We start from the raw sequence: 19,804 nt of genomic DNA, 5'->3' as shown, positions 1-19,804 counted from the left end.
CTAACGGCGGCTTTTTATTTGGCGCAACGCGAATTCTATTAGCTAAAAAGGGAGTGTGATGGACTGGTTTAAGAAAGGGCTCAAACGCTATGACGATTGGTGCAAAGAGATGGGGCTGACGCCTGATCAAAAGCGCAGTTGTGTGCCGTATAAACAAGACCCAGTTCATGAAGACGAGCCTGCTAAAAAAGCAGAGCAAGGGAAAGCAAATAATGAAACTGTTTGATACCCACTGCCATTTTGACTTTGACGTCTTTCAACAGGATTTTGCTCACCAAGTCGACCTCGCTCGTGAGCAAGGGGTAGAGCGTATCTTGATTCCGTCTATCGGGCCGAGTAACTGGGCTCGTATTCAAGAGCTGGCCAATCAATACTCTCACCTTTATTACGCGCTGGGTTTTCATCCCTATTTTCTACAACAAGAGTTTGAGCAGTTTGTTCCTGAGCTCGAATCTCTGCTTTCCTCACGCAACCGACAATGCGTTGCGATAGGGGAGTGTGGTTTAGACTTTGCTATCAAGGTTCCCGCCGAGCTTCAAGAGCAGGCGCTCAAATTACAGTTCAAACTGGCAAAACGATTCGAACTACCCGTTATTTTACACAGCCGAAAAGCACACAATCGTCTCATCCAAATGGTCAAAGCCGCTAAGTTGCCGAAAGGTGGAGTGTTGCATGCTTTCTCTGGCAGTTATCAACAGGCGATGGAGTGGGTTCGATTAGGTTTTCTTATCGGAGTTGGGGGCACAATTACCTACCCAAGAGCGAACAAAACACGCGACGCGATTCAAAGGTTACCACTGCAACATCTTGTACTCGAAACCGATGCTCCAGATATGCCTATACTTGGCTATCAGGGCGAACCGAATCACCCTTCAAAACTCATTTACGTCTTAAATGAGCTGTCTGCGTTGCATATAGAAAACAAGCAATCGATTGCGTCTCAGCTATGGGAAAATAGCAATTCTGCCTTCTCTATATGTGAATAAAATCTAAAGATGGTGTTTAAAAGCGAAAACGTTTTCCTTCTTATTGTGAGATAACTCACAAACGAGAGTGAATCAATGATGAATCTTATAAGAAAGTGTGAGGGTGGCATTACTTTAATTGATTCGGGATGAGTATAATTGCCCCCGCTTTATAGCTCCATTTTGTAACACGCCAATAAATAACTTATAAGGAAGTCATAAACTATGAGCCTGTTTATGAGCCTAGTCGGTATGGTAGTGCTTCTTGCTATTGCATTTGCATTTTCTAATAACCGAAAAGCTATCAACTTTAGAACTGTGGGTGGCGCATTTGCTATCCAATTTATCCTAGGTGCATTTGTTCTTTACGTACCTTGGGGCCGTGATCTACTAAACGGTTTCTCTACTGGTGTATCTAACGTTATCAACTACGGTAACGATGGTTCATCTTTCCTATTCGGTGGTCTTGTTTCTGACAAGATGTTCGAAGTATTCGGCGGCGGCGGTTTCATCTTCGCATTCCGCGTTCTTCCTACACTGATCTTCTTCTCTGCACTGATTTCAGTTCTTTACTACATTGGCGTTATGCAGTGGGTTATCAAGATTCTTGGTGGTGCACTACAGAAAGCGCTTGGCACATCTCGTGCGGAATCAATGTCAGCAGCAGCTAACATTTTCGTAGGTCAAACAGAAGCGCCTCTAGTTGTTCGTCCGTTCGTTCCAAAAATGACTCAATCTGAGCTATTCGCGGTAATGTGTGGTGGTCTAGCGTCTGTTGCTGGTGGTGTACTAGCAGGTTACGCATCTATGGGTGTTCCACTAGAATACCTAGTAGCAGCATCATTCATGGCTGCACCAGGTGGTCTACTGTTCGCTAAGATTCTTCACCCAGAGACTGATAAGCCTCACGAAGATATCGAAGAAGCAATGGACGGTGGCGACGACAAACCAGCTAACGTAATCGACGCAGCAGCGGGCGGTGCGGCTTCTGGTCTACAACTTGCGCTAAACGTAGGTGCAATGCTAATCGCATTCGTTGGTTTGATTGCTCTAGTTAACGGTATGCTAGGTGGCATCGGTGGTTGGTTCGGTATGCCTGAACTAACACTAGAACTTATCCTAGGTTACGCGTTCTCTCCACTAGCATTCCTAATCGGTGTTCCATGGGACGAAGCAGTTGTTGCTGGTTCATTCATCGGTCAGAAACTAGTAATCAACGAATTTGTTGCATACTTGAACTTCACACCTTACCTAGGTGAAGGCGCTCAAGTTGTTGCAGCAACTGGTGAAGTAATGTCTGCTAAGACAACAGCTATCATCTCATTCGCACTATGTGGCTTCGCGAACCTTTCTTCTATCGCGATTCTACTTGGTGGTCTAGGTAGCCTTGCACCAAACCGTCGTTCAGATATCGCTCGCATGGGTATTAAAGCAGTTCTTGCTGGTACGTTGTCTAACCTAATGGCAGCGACTATTGCAGGCTTCTGCCTTAGCCTTGCAGCACTATAATTAGAATCGGTTCTTAATATATAGACGCCGTTTTAAATCATGCCCTGTAGCAAGAGATTGCTGCGGGGCATTTTTCGTTTTTCAGGCCTGAAAATTTTATCGTATGTAGGTCGATGCAATTCGCTTACGCAGTCGATGGAATAGGGGCTGGGAAATTTTGAGATACAAACCGTTTGCGCTCTATTTGGTGCTACAGTTTTGCGGTGAAACTCTATAATGTAGTAATCATGAAATGGTGGTTCTGACAACCACTTAATCACAGAGTGAATATTACATACTCGATGGGCAAATGAATTGCCCTTCAATATCAGTTCCCACAAGCGTTTTATTGTGTGATGTGATATTAAAGACACCGCAATCATAGATTGTTGTGCCATAGGCCAAACTGGTACTGTGCGGTGACAAGGATAGCAATTGGTATATGATTTTTCGCAGTATATGCCGAGTCTTCAGGGAACCAAGTCCGTTCATTAATAGACTGCTTAGCTAAAATCTCACGCTGTCTCTACTTGTTGATTATAGTTAGAGAAGTGATGTGAAGCTGAGTAGTGAATTTTTTGAATATTGATCGGAGATAGAAATGAGCGATTTAAAAGCAGCAGCGCTACGTGCACTGAAACTTATGGACCTTACTACGCTAAATGATGATGACACTGATGCAAAAGTGATCTCGCTATGTCATGACGCGAAAACTGCAGTAGGCAACACAGCTGCAATCTGTATTTACCCTCGCTTTATTCCTATTGCTAAGAAGACACTTCGTGAGCAAGGTACGCCAGAAGTTCGCATTGCGACTGTAACGAACTTCCCACACGGTAACGACGATATCGACATCGCTGTTGCTGAAACAAAAGCGGCGGTTGCTTACGGTGCAGACGAAGTAGACGTAGTTTTCCCATACCGCGCTCTAATGGCGGGTAACGAGAAAGTTGGCTTCGAACTAGTTAAGCAATGTAAAGAAGCTTGTGGTGATATCCTTCTTAAAGTGATCATCGAAACAGGTGAACTAAAAGAAGAAGCGCTAATCAAGAAAGCATCTCAAATCTGTATCGAAGCAGGTGCTGACTTCATTAAAACTTCAACTGGTAAAGTGCCAGTAAACGCAACACCAGAATACGCTCGTATGATGCTTGAAGTTATTCGTGATATGGGTGTTGCAGAATCTGTTGGTTTCAAACCAGCAGGTGGTGTGCGTACTGCTGAAGATGCAGCGGCATACCTAGCAATGGCTGATGAAATCCTTGGTGACAACTGGGTTGATGCTCGTCACTACCGTTTCGGTGCGTCTAGCCTGCTAACAAACCTACTAAATACATTAGAAGTATCGGACCAAGTCGCTGATCCAACAGCGTACTAATTCCAAAAAAAGCGTCTGAACGGTAGCACCAGCTTTGGTGCTACCAAACCTCTTCTATCCTACTTTTACCATGGCTCATTATGAGCTTGGGAGGCACTAATGTATTTACCACAAGAAATCATTCGTAAAAAACGTGACGGCGAAGTTCTAACAGCCGACGAAATCAACTTCTTTATTCAAGGCGTAGCAAACAACAGTGTATCTGAAGGCCAGATCGCCGCTTTTGCTATGACAATCTTCTTCAATGAAATGACGATGCCAGAGCGTATCGCACTAACCTGTGCAATGCGTGATTCAGGTATGGTTATCGATTGGAGCCACATGAATTTTGGTGGTCCAATTGTCGATAAGCACTCTACTGGTGGTGTGGGTGACGTGACTTCTCTAATGCTTGGTCCAATGGTGGCTGCATGCGGTGGTTTCGTACCTATGATCTCTGGTCGTGGTCTTGGCCATACGGGCGGTACGCTGGATAAGCTTGAGTCTATTCCTGGCTACAACATCACACCGACAAACGACGTATTTGGTCAAGTAACCAAAGACGCAGGTGTGGCAATTATCGGTCAAACGGGTGACCTAGCACCAGCGGATAAGCGCGTTTACGCGACTCGCGATATCACAGCGACAGTAGATAATATTTCACTGATCACGGCGTCGATTTTATCGAAGAAGCTTGCTGCAGGTCTTGAATCTCTAGTGATGGACGTAAAAGTAGGTTCTGGCGCATTCATGCCAACTTACGAAGCGTCTGAAGAGCTAGCAAAATCAATCGTAGCAGTAGCAAACGGTGCTGGTACTAAGACAACCGCTATCCTAACGGACATGAACCAAGTATTGGCGTCTTCTGCGGGTAACGCAGTGGAAGTACGCGAAGCGGTTCGTTTCCTAACAGGTGAATACCGTAACCCTCGTCTACTTGAAGTAACCATGGCTTCATGTGCTGAAATGTTAGTACTTGGCAAACTGGCTGAGAACACAGAAGACGCACGTGCGCAATTGATGGAAGCACTAGATAACGGCAAAGCGGCTGAGTGCTTCGGTAAGATGATTGCCGGTCTAGGTGGTCCAGCAGATTTCGTAGAAAACTACGATAATTACCTAGAGAAAGCGGAAATCATCAAACCAGTATACGCAACTGAAACGGGCGTTGTATCTGCGATGGATACTCGTGCAATCGGCATGGCTGTGGTTTCTATGGGCGGTGGTCGTCGTGTAGCAACAGACGAGATCGACTACGCGGTTGGTTTTGATAACTTCATTCGTTTAGGCGAAGTAGCGGACAGTGACAAGCCTTTAGCGGTTATCCATGCTCGCACAGAAGAGCAGTGGGAAGAAGCGGCAAAAGCGCTTCGCAGCGCAATTAAAGTAGGCGGTGAATACACACCAACGCCAGAGGTCTACCGCCAAATCCGTGCAGAAGATCTTTAATCGAACAAGTAATTACACAAGGCCTACTCAATCATAATTAGAAGCCGAGTGGGCCTAAGGAACGAGCAATGAAAAGAGCATTTATTTTAGTACTAGACTCATTCGGTATCGGCGAAACCGCTGATGCGAAGCAATTTGGTGACGTAGGTTCGGACACGCTTGGTCATATTGCTGACCAGTGTGAACAAGGCTTAGCAAACAACGATAAACGTGAAGGCGCGCTTCGTCTTCCAAACCTATCTAAACTGGGTTTGGCAATGGCACATAAAGAGTCAACAGGTCGTTTTGCTCCTGGTCTAGATGCAGACGCAGAGATCATCGGTGCGTACGGTCACGCAGCAGAGCTTTCTTCAGGTAAAGACACGCCGTCTGGTCACTGGGAAATCGCAGGTGTTCCTGTTCTGTTTGATTGGGGTTACTTCACTGACAAAGCGAACAGCTTCCCGAAAGAGCTGACTGACCGCATTCTTGAGCGTACTGGTCTGGACGGTTTCCTAGGTAACTGCCACGCATCGGGAACTCAAGTTCTTGACGATCTGGGTGAAGAGCATATGAAGACTGGCAAGCCAATCTTCTATACATCAGCTGACTCTGTATTCCAAATCGCATGTCATGAAGAGACATTCGGTCTAGACCGCCTACTAGAGCTTTGCCAAATTGCACGTGAAGAGCTAGAAGATTACAACATCGGTCGTGTTATCGCGCGTCCATTCGTTGGTGCAGGTAAAGGTCAATTCGAGCGTACAGGTAACCGTCGTGACCTTTCTGTTGAGCCACCATCAGCAACGGTTCTACAGAAACTCGTTGAAGAGAAGCAAGGCAAGGTGGTTTCTATCGGTAAGATTGCGGATATCTACGCAAACTGCGGTATCACGAAGAAAGTGAAAGCGACAGGTATCCCTGCCTTGTTCGAAGCAACACTAGAGCAAATCAAAGAAGCGGGTGACAATACGATCGTATTCACTAACTTCGTGGACTTCGATTCAGCTTACGGTCACCGTCGTGATGTTGCAGGTTACGCCGCGGCACTTGAGTACTTCGATGGTCGTATCAACGAAGTGCTAGATATTATGGAAGAAGACGATGTGCTTATCCTAACGGCGGATCACGGCTGTGACCCAACATGGCCAGGTACAGACCACACTCGTGAGCACATCCCAGTGATTGTTTACGGTAAGAAAGTACCAGCAGGTTCACTAGGCCGTCGTGACAGCTTTGCTGATATCGGTCAAACATTGGCAACGTACTTCGGTATTTCCCCAATGGATTACGGTAAGAACTTCCTATAATTATTTAGGTTTTGAAAACTAGGAGCTTCATGCTCCTAGTTTTATGTTCGCAGCATGAAAGTGCTGCTTGTCGGAAATGAGAATATTCTAGCCAAAACCGCCAACAGCAGCGCGGATCGCTAGAGACAGGTTAAGGAAAAGAAACATGGCAACTCCACATATCAACGCAGAAATGGGTGCTTTCGCAGACGTCGTTCTAATGCCGGGTGACCCACTACGTGCAAAATACATCGCAGAGACTTTCCTTGAAGATGTTGTTCAAGTGTGTGACGTTCGTAATATGTTTGGTTACACAGGCACTTACAAAGGCCGTAAGATCTCAGTAATGGGCCATGGTATGGGTATCCCATCTTGTTCAATCTACGTGACTGAGCTAATCAAAGACTTCGGCGTGAAGAAAGTGATCCGTGTAGGTAGCTGTGGCGCTGTGAACGAAGACATCAAAGTACGTGATGTTGTGATCGGTATGGGCGCATGTACAGACTCTAAAGTGAACCGCATTCGTTTCAAAGGTCATGACTTTGCCGCTATCGCTGACTACAAAATGGTTCGTGCAGCAGAAGAAGCAGCAAAAGCTCGCGGCGTAGATGTGAAAGTAGGTAACCTATTCTCTGCAGAGCTGTTCTACACGCCAGATCCAGAAATGTTCGACGTAATGGACAAGTACGGTATCGTAGGTGTGGAAATGGAAGCGGCAGGTATCTACGGCGTTGCAGCAGAGTACGGTGCGAAAGCTCTGACTATCTGTACTGTTTCTGACCACATCAAAACTGGCGAGCAAACCACATCTGAAGAGCGTCAAAATACGTTCAACGATATGATGTTGATTGCGCTTGATTCAGTACTACTAGGCGATGAAGAGTAAGACGAAGGGATAGCGTTCTTTTCGCTTTAAAGCATTACAAAAACAGCCCGCATTGTGCGGGCTGTTTTTTTATCCGAGATCGAATGAGAGCTACTTTGTCAGTAACAGGTTTTCACCTTTTTTACGGCGGATTGGTTGTCTGCGTAAAATCATAATGAACAGCATGCCGCACACAAAGCTCATCAGAACCATCATGTACATGTAGCGATCACTCTTGCGGTAATGGTGATCAGAAATCGCTGTTACACGACCTGTTTCAAAGGTCACGCGAACAAAGCCAATCACAGCGCCATCAGCCGATACGGGCTCGACCAATTGTTGGCGCCCGATAGAGGCTGTCGCCAGCGGTGTATCTAATCCTAGCACTTCACGTACCGAAAGCGCCTCTTCACTGGAAGCCAAACGTACACCTTGCGCATCATAGATGGTGGCATCAAATACTAAACGGTCTTGCGCAAGTTGGTTGGTTAACTTAAGTAGACTTTCTTGATCTTTATTTATGATCATTTCACTAGCGGATAACGACGCTTGCGAAATCAAAACTTTTGTCAGTGTTTCAAGCTGCTGTGCTTGAATCTTCTCGTTGCCCTTACTGATCACGACACTGTTTTTTATGGTGATAAATAGCATCACGCATAGCAGGATCAGCGCTAGGATTCGTAGGGCATTCCTCACTGAGAACAGGGATTCACTCATGCTGTTTACTCGTCCATTCAAAACAAAACAAAGACTTGCCTTTTTAGCTTGTTGAGGTAACGTTTTAGCAAAGTCACAAGGGATTATATACATGGACGCGTCAAAAAGCTTGCCTATCAGAAGGCATACGACTCTTTTAAAACGACTACCCGAAACTCGCTTTGCCACCCAGCTTGATAAAGCCAAGGCTAACTGGATTGTGTTTGGTGAACATCTTGAGCCCCGTAACTTCGAAGACATCGATTTTTTTACTGGTTTCTACAATCCAATCTTAGACACTTGGAAAGTTGGGCAGTATGAAGTTGCATTGATGGCTGGGCAACTCACTCCAGAGCACGAAATCATTTTGAAGAACCTTAACCTTGATTATGCGTCGCTTAATGAAGTGCCGGATCTCTCTACGCCAGGGCTGGTGGTTTTCGATATGGATTCGACGGCGATTCAAATCGAGTGTATTGATGAAATCGCTAAGCTGGCAGGCGTTGGTGAAGAAGTGGCAGAAGTCACCGAACGAGCCATGCAAGGGGAGTTGGATTTCGAACAAAGTTTGCGTCAGCGCGTGGGTAAACTGAAAGGTTCCGATGAAGCGATTTTGGAACAAGTACGTAGCCAACTGCCATTTATGCCTGACTTTGAAGCGCTGATTGCGACCTTTAAAGCATTAGGTTGGAAGACGGCGATTGCTTCCGGTGGCTTTACTTATTTTTCTGATTTCATCAAAGACAAAGTTGGCTTGGACTTTGCTCAATCGAACCAATTGGAAATTATCGATGGCAAGTTGACCGGTCAGGTACTTGGCGATGTTGTCTCTGCACAAACAAAAGCGGATATCTTGGTTGAACTTGCAGAAGAGTATGACATTGAACAACACAATACAGTGGCCGTAGGCGATGGAGCCAATGACTTGGTGATGATGTCTGCAGCAGGGCTAGGTATTGCTTATCATGCGAAACCAAAGGTAGAGCAACAAGCGCAGACATCAGTTCGATTTGCGGGGCTCGGTGGAGTGTTATGCATTCTGTCAGGCGCTTTGGTTAAGCAACAGAAAATCAGCTGGCAAGCAAAGCCATAAGCTCAAGGTTTAAGACCGACCAATAGAAAACACCGCCTATAGTTGGCGGTGTTTCTTTATTCGGTGAGTTCAAGCCTGACGACAACCTCTTCCGTGATGTCTTCAAACTCACTGTAACCGACGAGAGCAGTCAGTTCTTTTTCTAACTTGCTGGCTTGATGGACACCAAATTGAGTCAGGTCGCTCAAATCTTGGCGCAGCAAAGAGGTCATTGGATCAAAGATCGGCGCGGTTGAAATACGTGTGGCGTAGAACTCGCCCATCATGCGCGCTTTCTTAATAAATTGAATGCGCTCTTTCACACTGGTGAAATCTTGGTGCAATTTAGACTCGAGGCCCGTTATTTTACTGCCTACCTTCATCAGGCTGATATAAATGTCTTGATGCCTTGCTTGTGCGCCATCGATACGCTTGATGGGGTCGGCAATCAATGTGCTGGAGCGACCCTTAAACAGAGGTTCTAGCGAGAACAGTTGATTATGGCCCAAGCGAGCGTACAACTCGATGTGTTTTGGAAGTGGGAAGTTCACCCCTATCACTGGTGTTTTAACCGAAGAGGTGGCACTTTTACTAATAAAGATCGGAGTACTCAAGGTACGAGAAAGTAACACGCTGTGCAGCCTTTCTAGCAGTGGGTTACTTGGTAGCACCTCTTTTTGTTGAATGAGTTTGTCTTGGTTGTGTTCAATAATGCTATTAAAGAAAGCAATCACACGCATGGTTTTGCTGTCTTCGTCTATCACCATTTGCACACTACGGCCATCAGGACTCACTCGAATAATACGATAAGGTACCTCGGATAGGGGCAGTTTCTTATCGTAGAGCTGCAACTCACGGAAATTGATGTGAACCTCTTGCCCTGAACGCAGCGCAGTAGGTTCATCTAATCTGATGCCCAAGCCACGTTTGGAAATATCCATGGTGAAACCAGCGGCTTTTAGGTTGCCAGCATCCAATACCAACGGTGTTTTGAAACGGTAGCGAGGTTCCTTGCGACGTGATTGCGCATCGAAATAGATACCTTTAGGACTGCCAATGATCTTCCTCGGCTGACGAAATGAATTTAATGTGTTCGCAGGAACACGAGGTTTCTCCGTCAGTAGGTAATCTTGACCGGATTTATCATCAGCGATCTCTTGCAAAATACCGACATGTGTTAGTCTTTGTGAGCTTTCAGCAAGCTCAGAAGAGAACGCTGCAAGGTCATTTTTCTCTTGTTCAGAGAGTTCAAAAATTGAAATACGGAACGCACGCCAACTTGAACGTTTTGCACCTAAGTGCCAAAACAGTTGGCGTTGTTCTCTAGTCGCTTCTGGACGGAGCATTGAATAGAAGTAGGTTTTATTTTCATGCTCATGGGTAAAGGAATAAAGCACATTGGTTGTTCCTTTAACTCCTGGCGTAATAAGCGATGCCATTCTTTGCTCATGGAACAACGAACCAAATACTTGCTGATTACGTTCATCGTGCCAGTACTGCCATAACTTTTGGTTATTTGGCGTTAACATGGCCAACTTAAGTTCGCTACCTTCGAAGAACAGAGGTAGATTGCTCGTGTGCTTGAGAGCAATGTGTTCGTAACCACGAGTTCGAGCGCGAATGATTTTATCTTGGTTGTCATGACGAGCTCGTTTTGCTGCACTGTTTAGTGCTTCGTCAATCACACGAGCGATGATGTTGGTTTCCGTCAGGCGAATCGTTCTTAGGTAGCGAATCGAGTCATTTTCATAACAATCATCTACGGCCAGAACACGATAGGCCATTGGCTTTTCAATGCCAGCGACCTGAGACTTGCTCGCAAACTCAGTAAAACTCACCTGAATGACTTCTCCCAGACTGTATTTAAAAGCGCTAGGGACTTTGAATTTCGCCCCCGAACAAGAAAGGTCGATGCTCAACCCATGGATCACTTGCTCTTTTGAACGAACGATTTCCACTTGGGACTGTACTTTTAAACGCTTCTCTTGACGCTTTAGGTCATACCCAAGGTGCACAGGCTCTGCGAGAAAAGGGCTTTTCGGATCGGTCAGCGATCGTTCTTCACTCTTACCATTATTTTTGCTCATCACACGGAAGTTATTGCGTGTGTTGACCAAAGCCTCCCACATGCCCTCGGTGTAACCACCGTACTTTTTCAGGTTCTTGTGGTAAGCGTTAAAGGCGACATCATCCAGCCAATGTGGAATGCCATCTAATAAGTATTCACGACATTCACCTTTCACTCGACCTCGCAAATCAATGCTCTTTTTACAAGGAGCCATGACACGGTTGAGCTCCATCTTTACTAGAATTTTGGCCGATGGTGGCTCTCCTTCAGTCAATTGACCCAGGACGAAATCAAAGTCATCAGCGCCATAAACAGGGATGAGGCGTTCTGCGAGCGAGAGAATTTCAGATTGCTGCATTATTTCTGTTAAAGTATGTCGTTATTCGAATTATATCGGCTAAGCAAAGCAAAACTTGAGTATATCAATAGTTCTGCTCATATAAGGTCTGACATGGCTGTGCTTGGTCACATTTGTTGAAAAAACCGAGTGTTGAAAAAATCGAGGCATCATGGCGAAAGCAAAACGAGCGTATGTTTGTAATGATTGTGGCGCAGACTTCCCGCGTTGGCAGGGGCAATGTAACGCATGTGGCGCGTGGAATACGATTACTGAAGTTCGTATTGCAGCCTCTCCGACGGTTGCGCGCAATGAACGCTTGAGTGGTTATGCTGGTTCAGCAACAGAATCGAAAGTTCAAACCTTATCGGAAATCGATTTACAAGAAGTCCCAAGATTCACCAGTGGTTTTAAAGAACTAGACCGTGTTCTAGGCGGTGGTGTTGTTCCTGGCGCTGCGATTTTGATTGGTGGTAGCCCTGGTGCGGGTAAGTCGACCTTATTACTGCAAACCATGTGCTTACTCTCTTCTCAAATGCCAACCTTGTATGTGACGGGTGAAGAGTCTTTGCAGCAAGTCGCGATGCGAGCTTCTCGCCTTGGGCTGCCGAAAGACCATCTAAAGATGTTGTCGGAAACGAACGTCGATAAAATTTGCCAAATCGCCGAGAAAGAGCAACCTCGCATTATGGTTATCGACTCGATTCAAGTTATGCACGTGTCTGACGTTCAGTCGTCACCGGGCAGTGTAGCGCAAGTACGTGAATCAGCAACGGCATTAACGAGATACGCAAAGCAAAACAATGTCGCCGTCTTTATTGTTGGTCACGTAACAAAAGATGGTACCCTTGCCGGCCCGAAAGTACTTGAGCACATTATTGATTGTTCAGTTCTGCTCGATGGTGGCACTGACAGCCGCTTCCGTACTTTGCGTAGCCATAAAAACCGTTTCGGTGCTGTGAACGAGCTTGGCGTATTTGCTATGACGGGACAGGGACTGAAAGAGGTCAATAACCCTTCGGCGATTTTCCTATCCCGTGGTGAAGAGGAAACATCGGGTTCTTCCGTTATGGTGGTGTGGGAAGGTACGCGTCCTCTATTAGTAGAGATTCAAGCGCTAGTGGACTACTCACAACTGGCAAACCCACGTCGTGTTGCGGTTGGCCTAGAACAAAACCGCCTGTCTTTGTTATTAGCGGTACTGCATAAGCATGGTGGTCTTCAAATGGCAGACCAAGATGTGTTCGTGAATGTCGTCGGTGGTGTAAAAGTGACAGAAACCAGTGCTGACCTTGCGTTAGTTATGGCGCTTTTATCGAGTTTCCGCGATCGCCCGTTACCGAAAGATGTTGTCGTGTTTGGTGAGGTTGGCTTGGCGGGTGAGATTCGCCCAGTACCAAGTGGCCAAGAGCGTTTAAATGAAGCATTTAAACACGGCTTTAAGAAAGCGATAGTACCAGCAGCGAATATGCCTAAGGGCGGAATTCCTGGTATGCAAATCCATGGTGTGAAAAAACTCTCGGAGGCCATCGAAGCATTTGATGAGTTGTAAATGCCATCTTGTGCCCCAATTTAAGGGGTAACAATAATGTTGAACCCATCCTCATTATTCTTGAATTAAGCACACAAATTGCGAAGTTTGACTATTATTTGAGGGTGGAAAATCGACGTTAAAATTTTTTTTGTTCCAATGGCACGCAAAGGTATCCGTCTTGACAGATTGTGATATACTCTGCGCGCACTTTATACCTTATTAACAGAGTAAGACAATGACTGATTTATCAAAATACAGAAACATTGGTATTTTCGCGCACGTTGATGCGGGTAAAACTACCACAACTGAGCGTATCCTGAAGCTTACTGGTAAAATCCATAAGACTGGTGAAGTACACGACGGCGAGTCTACAACTGACTTCATGGAGCAAGAAGCTGAGCGTGGTATTACAATCCAGTCTGCAGCAGTAACTTGTGAGTGGAACGGTCACCGCCTGAACGTAATCGACACTCCTGGACACGTAGACTTTACAGTTGAAGTATACCGTTCACTTAAAGTTCTTGACGGTGGTATCGGTGTATTCTGTGGTTCTGGTGGTGTTGAGCCTCAGTCAGAAACAAACTGGCGTTACGCGAACGACTCAGAAGTTGCTCGTCTGATCTTCGTAAACAAACTAGACCGTATGGGTGCAGACTTCTTCAACGTTGTTGACCAAGTTAAGAACGTACTAGGTGCAAACCCACTAGTTATGACTCTACCAATCGGTCGTGAAGACGATTTCGTTGGTGTTGTAGACGTACTAAACCGTAAAGCTTACGTTTGGGATGACACAGGTCTACCAGAAAACTACGAAATCCAAGACGTTCCTGCGGACATGCTTGATGACCTAGAACAGTACCGTGAAGAGCTAGTTGAAACTGCTGTAGAGCAAGACGACGACCTAATGGAAGCTTACATGGAAGGCGAAGAGCCGACTATCGATCAACTAAAAGCTTGTATCCGTAAAGGTACTCGTGATCTAGCGTTCTTCCCAACGTTCTGTGGTTCTGCATTCAAAAACAAAGGCATGCAACTTATCCTTGACGCTGTTGTAGATTACCTACCAGCTCCAAACGAAGTTGATCCTCAGCCTCTAACAGATCCAGAAACTGGTGAAGCAACAGGTGAAGTAGCTACAGTAGACGCTGACGCGCCACTAAAAGCACTTGCGTTCAAGATCATGGACGACCGTTTTGGTGCACTAACATTTATCCGTATCTACTCTGGTCGCATGAAGAAGGGTGACACAATCCTTAACTCTGCAACTGGTAAGACTGAGCGTATCGGTCGTATGTGTGAGATGCAAGCTGACGAACGTAACGAACTTACTGAAGCTCAAGCTGGTGACATCATCGCTGTAGTAGGTATGAAGAACGTTCAAACTGGTCACACTCTATGTGATCCTAAGCACGAATGTACTCTAGAAGCTATGATCTTCCCAGAACCAGTAATCTCTATTGCTGTTTCTCCAAAAGACAAAGGTTCTACTGAGAAAATGGGTATCGCGATCGGTAAAATGGTTGCAGAAGATCCATCATTCCAAGTTGAGACTGATGAAGATTCAGGTGAAACTATCCTGAAAGGTATGGGTGAACTTCACCTAGACATCAAGGTAGACATCCTTAAGCGTACTTACGGCGTTGAGCTAGAAGTAGGTGCTCCACAGGTAGCTTACCGTGAAACTATCACTAAACCAGTTGAAGATAGCTACACGCACAAGAAACAGTCTGGTGGTTCTGGTCAGTTCGGTAAGATCGACTACCGTATCAAACCAGGTGAGCCAAACTCTGGCTTCACGTTCAAATCAACAGTTGTTGGTGGTAACGTACCTAAAGAATTCTGGCCTGCAGTTGAGAAAGGCTTTGCGTCAATGATGGATACTGGTGTTCTAGCTGGCTTCCCAACTCTAGACGTTGAAGTTGAACTATTCGACGGTGGTTTCCACGCAGTTGACTCATCAGCAATCGCTTACGAAATCGCAGCGAAAGGTGCATTCCGTCAGTCTATGCCTAAAGCAGGCGCGCAACTTCTTGAGCCAATCATGAACGTTGACGTGTTCACTCCAGAAGACAACGTTGGTGACGTAATCGGTGACCTTAACCGTCGTCGTGGTATGATCAAAGACCAACAAGCTGGTACTACAGGCGTTCGTATTAAAGCTGACGTTCCTCTATCAGAAATGTTCGGTTACATCGGTCACCTACGTACTATCACTTCTGGTCGTGGTCAGTTCTCTATGGAGTTCGCACACTACTCAGCATGTCCAGCAAACGTTGCTGAGCAAGTAATCGCAGAAGTTAAAGAGCGTGACGGTAAGAAGTAATTCTTAAGTTAACTCTTTAAAATCTCAAAGCCCCGCCTAGTGCGGGGCTTTTTACTATCTGTTCTCTCACTTTCTATCAACAGAACTTGTTGCAGGGCTCGTCGTTAAATCTTAGTTTTATTGAGCCAAGGTTATGGTCTCAAAGTCTCTAACCGTGGTCTTCTCAAATTCAGCAATCTCTTCTTTTATCCACTGGCTAAACGACAGTGATTTTTGTCGTTTCAGGTAACCAGTGTGAGCGCAAAGGTAATAAGCATCTTTTGGATGATATTGGTTACAACGAAAGTGAAGTACAAAAGGAAATTCAGAAACCGTTTTGGCGAGATTGAACGCTAGCTAAAGAAAAAGCCAACGGGCAATTCACCGCTGGCTTTGTACTTGGTGGTTTCACTTTAAGGCATCGCTTTCACTTCTACCGTAATCGTGTCCTGGTATCTTCCCGCACGGGCAAAATCAATGTTGCCTAGCGTTACTTCGAGAGGTAAACCCCACCGCTTAGTATCTTCATTATTAGAGAAGGTATAAACCGACTTCTGGTTTACCTGGGTATGGTTAAACTTGAGGGTATAGGGAATCGTAAAGTCTGGTTCTGACTTTTGTTTTAACTCACCATACTTTTGTTTAATGACTAAGCGAACGTTTGAATTAGACAGAAGATCAAAATCAGACCGGTAGGTTCGGTTGGATTCAAGTTCACCTAACTGGAAGCGATAACCTGAATTGCCGGAGCGCTGAAGGTTGGGAGTATTCGGTGCAGAGTTAAATGCGACAAAGGCGGGTACCTTTAGTTTTACTTTTGCATTCTTGGTCTCTTCTTTTCTATCTAGTGAAATGGAGGCTTCTAGCAGGCCGGTATAATTCCCAGAGGCAGATGTTTTGGCCTCTGGGACTTTAATCCAAAACTTGGTTCTCTGGCTATTATCAAGTGGAAGTTGGAACCCTTTATTAGGAAAGTGGCTTAATTGACGAAAGTTTTTGTCTAAGATCGTCAGGGGCAAGTTTCCACTTATTGAGCTCAAGTAGCTAGATTGTTTATTGTTAATCGAGACCATGGCCATCGGAAAGCGGCAGCGTTGGATGTCTCTTGAGAGTTCAAGATAGACGGGTATATAAGCGCCTAAATCGCGTTTAAATTCGACGTTACTTCTGTCGACATTGAGCGTCCATTTGCCACTGCATTCCGCCCAGACTGAATGGGAAAGTAGGGCAAAACCAAGCACTGAGAGTTTGATTCGGTGTTTCATTGTTTATCCCTCTTTAATAAGTAAAGTGGGTAGATAAATCAGATTTTCATTTGTATCAGGGACGTTCAGTTTCGTTGGGGAGAAGCCATCTATCATGATGGTGTAATCGCCCGGCGCAACGCCTTCTACAACAAATCTACCTGATCGGTTAGTGAAAAAATCATACGTTTTCTGTTGTCCAACTAACTGACCTTGGAATAGTTTTAATGGTTTATTCTGGCTAAGTTCAATCGTACCAATGATGGTTTTCGATGCTGCTGACCCTATTTTTATTAGATGACCAGTCTGTGACCCTGGCGTGATGTTGTACTCGTGGTCGCCAAAGTCATAGCCGACAGGAGCATCCGGTACGTTGATGTAAATGCTGGATAACTGATGCCCACCCGATAATTGAACGGCATTATTAATTGTAGAAGTTGATATGGCTTCTGCGGGATCATCCGCGACCGCATTTATTTCTACGTCTGCATCTAACGAGTCATGAACCGCGACGATGGCCACTGGACCATTGATCGGACGTGACCAAGCCAAGTTACCATCAGCTAAGGTCAGTGCTGTACTAGCTCGTAAAGACGCCGTTTGATAGCTGTCCGTATTATCAAACTCTAGGTGGGAGACCTTGGCATCGGCAATAAATCGGTTGGCAACATAATCGCCTTCAACGGAATAGGTTTGTGAATCTGCATCGCCTTCCGCGGTCATAGCATAGCCATAGCTGCCAGTGTAATCATCGGATGGACGTTGGAATTGTGCTCGATAAGTATCGGGCTCATTCGAATAGGAAACATTGGCGTTATATTCCCCAGAAACCGAATTCCAATCCCAATCCGCGGAGAAGGTGAAGCGCGTTTCATCAATATTGTCGTTTGGGTTCTCCTCTTTTTCTACACCAGCAGAGAGCGAGAGGCTATACCATTGCCACGCAATTTCTGACGAAACTAGCCATTCAATTTCCTCTTCTTCAAAATCACGATAGTCCCCAGTTAAGATGAGATTGAGATCATCCGTAATGGTAAATACATAGTTAGAGAACACTCGTACCCCTGTCGCTGAAGGGCCAATTTGCCAAGGCAGTGAAAAATACTGATCTTGATATTCAGCACCTAAGCGAAAGTTTGGTGAGCCATAACTGTCCGTTCCCCAAAGTTGATGAGAGTAATCCAGGCTGTAAATGCTGCCAGTTTCATCATTGGGTTTGTTGTTTTGAGCGGAGGCCCTTAACCCCAAATTCCCCCAATCTGAACCAATGGTAGCGATAACACCAAGTTGTTGCCCATCTGGGTGATACAAGCCGTTTACGCCAAGCGTTAAGGTATCGCTGATACCGTAATCGTAATACCCAGACGTTACCCATTGCTCATCATCGTATTTGAAGTTGTTGTCCTCAATCGTCGAAATCAGTCCTGAGTAAAATCCAAAATCAGAGATGCCTTCACGCAGTAGGCGAGAATTGAAAAATTGGCTATAAACAATGGTGTCTGTGCGGCCTGATTGATAACTGATGTCTAACCGAACATCATTAGTGCCAGAGACCAGCGGAAGGTCATCAAGGGTGTATCGGCCTGGTGGAAGTCGGATTTCGGTGAGGAAAATATCATTGATGTAAATCTCCACATCAGCACTTTCGTTAAGCACTAAAGGTTGTGTACCACCATTTTGAATATTGCGAGTTGGTTGAAGGTCTTGATACAAACGCTCAAATGCAACGCCGCCTAACGGTGTACTAGGTAAATGACCGGCACTGGTTTGAGTCACATCACCGAAGGTTAAACGCCAAGGCGTGCTCGGTTCATCGAAGAAGAGTCTTGCCTCCCCACGATAAACGTCAGAGTCAATATCGTCGCCATCAGTAATAAAACCCGAGACGTCGATATTGGCACCACGAACCCCACCTATGTTGGCCTTCACCAACCATTCTCCTAACCATGTCTGCGTATTTTCACTGTCTGAATCGCTAAACAAGGTGTAATCAGTACTGGCATTGAAGGTGTTTTGCATGGTCCAAAATGCACTCTCTGAATATTGCGCAGGCTCGTATTTACTGCCGAAAGAAAGCAGAAAATCAGCCGCTGCGGATTCATCAATCACGAGGTTGATGCTTTGATCTGATGAATTGAATTCTGCTGCTATTCCCATCTGCTTCAATTGCTCGACCGTGACATACTCATCTGGTAAGTTTCGGAGGGCGTCGAGCGTACCAGCATTGACTAATTGCTCAGTTGCTTGTGTCAATTGTTCTACATTGATGGAGCCAACTGTGATCCCATCCGAATACGCATCGATTTCCCCAAGGGTCCTTTCCCCCCATATCAACGGAAATGGAAATAACCAACTTTGAGCAGTTGCAGTTTGCAAGGTCAGCAAGAAGATAAGGCCTATAATGAGATTCTTCATGAAAACCTCATTAGTCTAATGTTTTTACGGTGACTTTCTTTGGTTGTCCTAACTTGCTAGGAAGGGCGTATTTCACCGTGCTACCCGGCATTAAATAAGCACTACTCTTATTGCTCAACACTTCCCAATCGATAGTCTCGTTTGACTTGCCTCCGGAGAAATTGAATTCCATCCCGTTCATATTCAGTACGCGTTTGCCATCGTTGGTTAACGCAACTTGGTTATTTTGAATCGACGCTTTTGGAATGGATTTACTGGATGCCGGTGAAACGAAGGCAAGGGTCGCAAACTCTAATAGCATTGAGATCGAACTGTCATCCGTCTCGTCTTCGACCTGATTTTCAAGTTCAATCTGAGTAAAGATAATTCGGTAGGTGACTGTCTGGCTGATGTTACCTTTCGGCATATGACGGACGCGGAATGTTTGTGATTTTTGTCCATCGATTTTGGCTTGAGGTGGGAGAACTAAGAAGTCCTCTTCTGATGGCGTTAAGATTTCCTCCCCACTAGAGAAATCAGCTTGATAGACACTCACTTCAAGCAGAATGGGCTCTTCTTCTACATTTGTTACTTTATAAAGCCCTTGGGAACCCCGTCCCACATCATCAAGCTCTAAGTAAATCGGACTTACCTCATAAGCAAATAAGACAGAACTGAACAATAAAGAAAAGAGAAGAGTGGTGATCCTAGCCATAGATTTATCTCCCTATAACAAACTTGGCTCGATAACCGAGCCAAGTTTTT

15 protein-coding genes and 1 pseudogene are annotated in these 19,804 nt (G+C 45.4%); 10 read left to right on the top strand and 6 right to left on the bottom strand.

All coding sequences use genetic code 11. The features are described 5' to 3' along the window. Window positions 1-58: 58 nt before the first annotated feature. From OQJ86_RS03475 to deoD, 7 genes are all read left to right on the top strand, one after another. Window positions 59-226 (top strand): DUF5363 family protein, encoded by a 168-nt coding sequence (locus tag OQJ86_RS03475; protein ID WP_157939363.1) that lies wholly within the window; start codon window positions 59-61, stop codon window positions 224-226. Beyond that, window positions 213-986, top strand: coding sequence for a TatD family hydrolase (locus tag OQJ86_RS03470; protein ID WP_038878976.1), 774 nt, complete (start codon window positions 213-215; stop codon window positions 984-986). Before OQJ86_RS03475 ends, OQJ86_RS03470 begins: the two co-directional genes overlap by 14 nt. Window positions 987-1,190: 204 nt before the next feature. Then, window positions 1,191-2,474, top strand: coding sequence for a NupC/NupG family nucleoside CNT transporter (locus OQJ86_RS03465; protein WP_038865906.1), 1,284 nt, complete (start codon window positions 1,191-1,193; stop codon window positions 2,472-2,474). A 580-nt stretch (window positions 2,475-3,054) separates the two neighbouring features. Then, window positions 3,055-3,831 (top strand): deoxyribose-phosphate aldolase, encoded by a 777-nt coding sequence (deoC, locus tag OQJ86_RS03460; protein ID WP_038865907.1) that lies wholly within the window; start codon window positions 3,055-3,057, stop codon window positions 3,829-3,831. 99 nt (window positions 3,832-3,930) lie between these two features. Next, window positions 3,931-5,259, top strand: a complete 1,329-nt coding sequence (gene deoA, locus OQJ86_RS03455; protein WP_265986344.1) for a thymidine phosphorylase — start codon at window positions 3,931-3,933, stop codon at window positions 5,257-5,259. Between the two features lie 68 nt (window positions 5,260-5,327). Beyond that, complete coding sequence (locus OQJ86_RS03450) at window positions 5,328-6,548, top strand: phosphopentomutase (protein WP_265986342.1); 1,221 nt, start codon at window positions 5,328-5,330, stop codon at window positions 6,546-6,548. A gap of 145 nt (window positions 6,549-6,693) precedes the next feature. Next, the gene (deoD, locus tag OQJ86_RS03445; RefSeq protein WP_038865914.1) at window positions 6,694-7,413 is read left to right on the top strand and encodes a purine-nucleoside phosphorylase; all 720 of its coding nucleotides are present in this window, start codon (window positions 6,694-6,696) and stop codon (window positions 7,411-7,413) included. Window positions 7,414-7,503: 90 nt separating this feature from the next. Here deoD and OQJ86_RS03440 read toward each other — a convergent pair whose 3' ends face one another. Beyond that, window positions 7,504-8,109 carry a YtjB family periplasmic protein gene (locus OQJ86_RS03440; protein WP_038866054.1) on the bottom strand — a complete coding sequence of 202 codons (606 nt, stop codon included), beginning with the start codon at window positions 8,107-8,109 and terminating at the stop codon, window positions 7,504-7,506. A 91-nt stretch (window positions 8,110-8,200) separates the two neighbouring features. Here OQJ86_RS03440 and serB point away from each other — a divergent pair, with 91 nt between their 5' ends. Beyond that, window positions 8,201-9,181, top strand: a complete 981-nt coding sequence (gene serB, locus OQJ86_RS03435; protein WP_039976178.1) for a phosphoserine phosphatase — start codon at window positions 8,201-8,203, stop codon at window positions 9,179-9,181. Between the two features lie 56 nt (window positions 9,182-9,237). Here the strand turns inward: serB and OQJ86_RS03430 are convergent, their stop codons facing one another. Continuing rightward, window positions 9,238-11,586 carry a PilZ domain-containing protein gene (locus OQJ86_RS03430; RefSeq protein ID WP_265986339.1) on the bottom strand — a complete coding sequence of 783 codons (2,349 nt, stop codon included), beginning with the start codon at window positions 11,584-11,586 and terminating at the stop codon, window positions 9,238-9,240. A 151-nt stretch (window positions 11,587-11,737) separates the two neighbouring features. On the opposite strand from OQJ86_RS03430, the gene radA reads away from it, so the two are divergent. Together radA and fusA are read left to right on the top strand one after the other, a co-directional pair. After that, window positions 11,738-13,117, top strand: a complete 1,380-nt coding sequence (gene radA, locus OQJ86_RS03425; RefSeq protein WP_038865921.1) for a DNA repair protein RadA — start codon at window positions 11,738-11,740, stop codon at window positions 13,115-13,117. A gap of 217 nt (window positions 13,118-13,334) precedes the next feature. Then, window positions 13,335-15,422 carry an elongation factor G gene (gene fusA / locus OQJ86_RS03420; protein ID WP_038878985.1) on the top strand — a complete coding sequence of 696 codons (2,088 nt, stop codon included), beginning with the start codon at window positions 13,335-13,337 and terminating at the stop codon, window positions 15,420-15,422. A 117-nt stretch (window positions 15,423-15,539) separates the two neighbouring features. Here the strand turns inward: fusA and OQJ86_RS26585 are convergent. From OQJ86_RS26585 to OQJ86_RS03405, 4 genes and pseudogenes are all read right to left on the bottom strand, one after another. Continuing rightward, a pseudogene (locus OQJ86_RS26585) lies at window positions 15,540-15,686 on the bottom strand (transcriptional regulator); the annotation flags it as partial. A gap of 128 nt (window positions 15,687-15,814) precedes the next feature. Continuing rightward, window positions 15,815-16,666, bottom strand: a complete 852-nt coding sequence (locus tag OQJ86_RS03415) for a hypothetical protein (RefSeq protein ID WP_265986335.1) — start codon at window positions 16,664-16,666, stop codon at window positions 15,815-15,817. A 3-nt stretch (window positions 16,667-16,669) separates the two neighbouring features. Beyond that, on the bottom strand, window positions 16,670-19,060 hold the full coding sequence (locus tag OQJ86_RS03410; RefSeq protein WP_265986333.1) for a fimbria/pilus outer membrane usher protein: 2,391 nt from the start codon (window positions 19,058-19,060) through the stop codon (window positions 16,670-16,672). Between the two features lie 10 nt (window positions 19,061-19,070). Continuing rightward, complete coding sequence (locus OQJ86_RS03405; RefSeq protein WP_038865930.1) at window positions 19,071-19,754, bottom strand: molecular chaperone; 684 nt, start codon at window positions 19,752-19,754, stop codon at window positions 19,071-19,073. Window positions 19,755-19,804 lie beyond the last annotated feature (50 nt).

Source organism: Vibrio sp. Sgm 5, from assembly GCF_026241575.1.
Lineage (GTDB): Bacteria > Pseudomonadota > Gammaproteobacteria > Enterobacterales > Vibrionaceae > Vibrio > Vibrio jasicida.
This window is presented reverse-complemented; position numbering and strand designations above follow the sequence as displayed.

Excerpts from the sequence above, each read along its gene's own strand:
- OQJ86_RS03475 (WP_157939363.1), top strand. The coding sequence starts at position 59 with ATGGACTGGTTTAAGAAAGGGCTCAAACGCTATGACGATTGGTGCAAA.
- OQJ86_RS03470 (WP_038878976.1), top strand. The coding sequence starts at position 213 with ATGAAACTGTTTGATACCCACTGCCATTTTGACTTTGACGTCTTTCAA.
- OQJ86_RS03465 (WP_038865906.1), top strand. The coding sequence starts at position 1,191 with ATGAGCCTGTTTATGAGCCTAGTCGGTATGGTAGTGCTTCTTGCTATT.
- deoC (WP_038865907.1), top strand. The coding sequence starts at position 3,055 with ATGAGCGATTTAAAAGCAGCAGCGCTACGTGCACTGAAACTTATGGAC.
- deoA (WP_265986344.1), top strand. The coding sequence starts at position 3,931 with ATGTATTTACCACAAGAAATCATTCGTAAAAAACGTGACGGCGAAGTT.
- OQJ86_RS03450 (WP_265986342.1), top strand. The coding sequence starts at position 5,328 with ATGAAAAGAGCATTTATTTTAGTACTAGACTCATTCGGTATCGGCGAA.
- deoD (WP_038865914.1), top strand. The coding sequence starts at position 6,694 with ATGGCAACTCCACATATCAACGCAGAAATGGGTGCTTTCGCAGACGTC.
- OQJ86_RS03440 (WP_038866054.1), bottom strand. The coding sequence starts at position 8,109 with ATGAGTGAATCCCTGTTCTCAGTGAGGAATGCCCTACGAATCCTAGCG.
- serB (WP_039976178.1), top strand. The coding sequence starts at position 8,201 with ATGGACGCGTCAAAAAGCTTGCCTATCAGAAGGCATACGACTCTTTTA.
- OQJ86_RS03430 (WP_265986339.1), bottom strand. The coding sequence starts at position 11,586 with ATGCAGCAATCTGAAATTCTCTCGCTCGCAGAACGCCTCATCCCTGTT.
- radA (WP_038865921.1), top strand. The coding sequence starts at position 11,738 with ATGGCGAAAGCAAAACGAGCGTATGTTTGTAATGATTGTGGCGCAGAC.
- fusA (WP_038878985.1), top strand. The coding sequence starts at position 13,335 with ATGACTGATTTATCAAAATACAGAAACATTGGTATTTTCGCGCACGTT.
- OQJ86_RS03415 (WP_265986335.1), bottom strand. The coding sequence starts at position 16,666 with ATGAAACACCGAATCAAACTCTCAGTGCTTGGTTTTGCCCTACTTTCC.
- OQJ86_RS03410 (WP_265986333.1), bottom strand. The coding sequence starts at position 19,060 with ATGAAGAATCTCATTATAGGCCTTATCTTCTTGCTGACCTTGCAAACT.
- OQJ86_RS03405 (WP_038865930.1), bottom strand. The coding sequence starts at position 19,754 with ATGGCTAGGATCACCACTCTTCTCTTTTCTTTATTGTTCAGTTCTGTC.